Annotated in this window: 4 protein-coding genes; all 4 read right to left on the reverse strand. The window is 63.7% G+C overall.

The features are described from left to right. Positions 1 to 495: purine-nucleoside phosphorylase (locus tag VII69_04865; GenBank protein HEY5094435.1), on the reverse strand; the 495-nt coding region annotated here is incomplete at its 3' end. After that, on the reverse strand, positions 492 to 1,991 hold the full coding sequence (gene gpmI, locus VII69_04870) for a 2,3-bisphosphoglycerate-independent phosphoglycerate mutase (protein ID HEY5094436.1): 1,500 nt from the start codon (positions 1,989 to 1,991) through the stop codon (positions 492 to 494). The genes gpmI and VII69_04865, both read right to left, overlap by 4 nt. A gap of 184 nt (positions 1,992 to 2,175) precedes the next feature. Continuing rightward, on the reverse strand, positions 2,176 to 2,919 hold the full coding sequence (tpiA, locus tag VII69_04875; protein ID HEY5094437.1) for a triose-phosphate isomerase: 744 nt from the start codon (positions 2,917 to 2,919) through the stop codon (positions 2,176 to 2,178). Further along, positions 2,916 to 3,527, reverse strand: a 612-nt coding sequence (pgk, locus tag VII69_04880) for a phosphoglycerate kinase (protein HEY5094438.1), incomplete at its 5' end; no start/stop codon positions are given. The genes pgk and tpiA, both read right to left, overlap by 4 nt.

The raw sequence follows: 3,527 nt of genomic DNA on the forward strand, positions 1-3,527 counted from the left end.
ATAGACGCCTTCGCGCAAATTCCCGTCGACTTTTCGCGCGGCTTCGCGCAGGCGCGGACTGTACGCGCCGGTCATGTTCACGAACGGATCGGCAAGTTCGCTCCCGAGCAGCGGATTGAGGCCCGTCAAGTTGATGTGGTCGGAGATCAGCATCAAGTCGCCGGCGCGGAATTGTTCGTTGAGTGCGCCTGCCGCGTTCGTGAGCAGCAGCTTCGTCGCGCCGTACGCGCGCGCGAGCGCGACCGACCGCGTGATCTCCGGTGCACTGAAGCCTTGGTAGCCGTGAACGCGGCCGGCAAATGCCAAAACGCGTTTCCCATGCCATTCACCCGCGACCGCTTCGCCCGCGTGTCCCGCGAGTTTGGCGACGGGCAATTTCAGCTCGCTAAACGGAATGCGCCCGCCCTCCGACCACGCCGGAATCGCGCCGCTCGCCAAAATTTCGGAGAGCCCGCTTCCAAGCACGAGCGCGAGATCGATATCGCCGATCTTCATTGAATCAAATCCTCGCCGGTCATCGCGGCCGGTACGGGCAGTCCCGCCAAATGCAGCAGCGTGCGCGCGATGTCGCCCAACTTTCCGCCGCTCCTCAGCGTGCACGTGAAATCTTTCGCCACGAGAACGAACGGCACGAGGTTGGTCGTGTGCGCCGTCAGGGGGTTTCCTCGCGGGTCGATTTTCTCTTCCGCGTTACCGTGATCGGCCGTGATCGCGAGCAAACCGCCCGCTTTCAGCGTCGCGCGCGCGAGCTCGCCCAGGCAGGCGTCGAGCACTTCGATCGCCTCGATGGTGGGCTCCCATTTGCCGGTGTGTCCCACCATGTCGGCATTGGCGTAATTCATGACGATGACATCGTAGGTGCCGGCGTTGATGGATTGCACGGCGTACTGTGTGATCTCTCGCGCGCGCATCGCCGGCTCGAGATCGTAGGTGGCAACGCTGCGGTCGGACGGAATCAATTTGCGGTCCTCGTTTGCGAAGACGTCCTCGCGCCCGCCGTTGAAAAAATAGGTGACGTGCGCATACTTCTCGGTTTCGGCCAGGCGCAGCTGGCGCAAGCCTTGACGCGAAACGATCTCACCGAACGTATCGAATTGCGGGCGCGGTCCGAAGAGCACCGGGTTGGGAAACGTTTCGTCGTACTTGGTCATCGTTGCGAAAAGAAAGTCGTCGTAACCGGCGCGGTTGAAAGCAACGGTGAGCTGCCGCGCGCGATCGGGACGGAAGTTGAAGAAGATGCACGCGTCGCCGCTGCGCACCGCGAGGCCTCCGGCGATCGTCGTCGGCTTGACGAATTCGTCGTTCTCGCCGCGCGCGTACGCCGCGGCCAGCGCGTCTTGCGCGGTCGGAGCGTCATAGCCGGCGCGTGCGTGTGCGATGGCGTCGAATGCCGCTTCCGTACGTTCCGGGCGGTTGTCGCGGTCCATCGCATAAAAGCGGCCGATGACCGTTTTTATGGCCGCCGGAGTTTTGAGCGAGTCCACTTTCAGTTGCAGCGCGCCCAGATAGTCTTTCGCCGAACGCGGCGGCACGTCTCGTCCGTCGAGAAACGCATGGATCGCATAATTCGCGCCGCCTGCGTGCGCCGCGTCGAGGAGCGCGAAGAGATGATCCAGCGAACTGTGCACTTTTCCGTCGGACAACAGACCCATCAGGTGAAGCGTTCCGCCGCTACGCTTGACGTGCTCGATGCAGGCATGCAGTGTGCGGTTTTGAGCAAATGCGCCGGAGCGGATATCTTCGTTGATGATCGTCACGCCTTGCGCGACGACGCGACCGCTTCCCATGTTCGTGTGGCCGACTTCGCTGTTTCCCATGACGCCTTTGGGAAGACCGACGTATTCACCCGAGGCGTTCAGCATCGTCCACGGGTAGCGCTCGAGCAAAGCATTCCACTCCGGTAAACGCGCCGCCGCAATCGCATTTCCGTGCAGTTCGTCGCGGCAGCCCCATCCGTCGAGCACGCAAAGCACGAGCGGCCGAAACCTCACAAGCATGTCATCCTGAGCGGTCCGCGTAAGCGGACCAGTCGAAGGACCTCGAGCAGCGCACGAAGTGCGCAAGTCGAGAGGCGTGTTGGCGCTCCCTTCGTCACGCGCACCTTCGGTGCGCTGCTCGGGGTCCTTCGACTTCGCATTTTGCTTTGGCAAAACGCTTTGCTCAGGATGACACAGCTCACCCTGATGCGTTCGCGCACAATGCCGCGAAAGATGCGGGATCGAGCGAGGCGCCGCCGACGAGTCCGCCGTCGATCTCCGGCTGCACCGTGTACTCGGCGATGTTGTCGGGTTTGACGCTTCCCCCGTAGAGAATCGGCGCGTCCCGCAGTCCCGGTACGCAGGCGCGTATCGCGGCCATCACCGCGTTCGCTTCGGCCGGGTCGCAGCTGCGGCCGGTGCCGATGGCCCAGATAGGTTCGTACGCGAGCACGACGCGTGCGAGATCGGCTGGGCTTAAGCCGTCGAGCGCGGCGCGCGTCTGCAGCGTGACGTGCGCCAGCGTCTTGCCCGCGTCGCGTAATTCGATCGTTTCGCCGACCGCCACGATCGGTGTCAGCCCGGCGGCCAGCGCTGCCACGGTTTTTAGGCGCACCGTTAAATCGGTGTCGCCGAAATACTCGCGCCGCTCGGAGTGGCCGACGATGACGTACTGCACGCCATATTCGCGCAGCATCGGCGCCGAGATCGCGCCGGTGAAAGCGCCGCTCTCGTCCCAGTGCACATCTTGTGCGCCCAAGCGCACGCGGCCGCCGTCGAGCTTCGGTGAAACCGCGGCCAGCGCGGTAAACGGCGGACAGAGCACGATCTCGACGCGCTCGGGAATCGCGCGCGCGAGCGGCAGAAATGCATCCACGAACGCGGCGGCTTCACCCCCGGTTTTGTGCATCTTCCAATTGCCCGCGCAGATCAGCTGCCTCATGCTTCCAGCGCCTTTATGCCCGGGAGTTCCTTACCCTCGAGAAATTCGAGCGTCGCACCGCCGCCGGTGCTGACGTGCGTGACTTTTTGCGCGAAACCGAGTTCTTCGGCCGCGGCTGCGGCGTCGCCGCCGCCCACGACCGTGCGCGCACCGAGCGCCGTTGCGCGCGCCATCGCCTCGCCAACCGCGCGCGTGCCCTCGCGGTAAGGCGCTCTCTCATAGACGCCCATCGGTCCGTTAAAGACCACCGTGCGCGCCGCTTCGATCGCTTTGGCGTATGCGGCGGCAGTCTTCGGCCCGATGTCGAGGATCATCGAATCGCCGACGTCCGGCATATCGACCGTGTGCGCGCCGGCATCGTCGTCGAATTTTGCCGAAACGACCGCATCGACCGGCAGCATCATCTCGACGCCGCGCGCACGGGCGAGCTCGAGCATCGCTTGGGCCGGTTGCAGATCGTCATCGCGCAGCGAGGTGCCGACATCGATTCCTTGCGCCGCCAAAAATGTATTCGCCATTCCGCCGCCGATGCAAAATGCCGTCACGCGATCCATCAAGTTGCTGAAGACGCCGACTTTATCTTTGATCTTCGCGCCGCCGATGACGCA

This window comes from Candidatus Eremiobacteraceae bacterium, assembly GCA_036511855.1.
In the GTDB taxonomy this organism is placed as follows: domain Bacteria; phylum Vulcanimicrobiota; class Vulcanimicrobiia; order Eremiobacterales; family Eremiobacteraceae; genus JABCYQ01.

Coding starts and splice junctions, on each gene's coding strand:
- tpiA (HEY5094437.1), bottom strand. CDS start 2,919: ATGAGGCAGCTGATCTGCGCGGGCAATTGGAAGATGCACAAAACCGGG.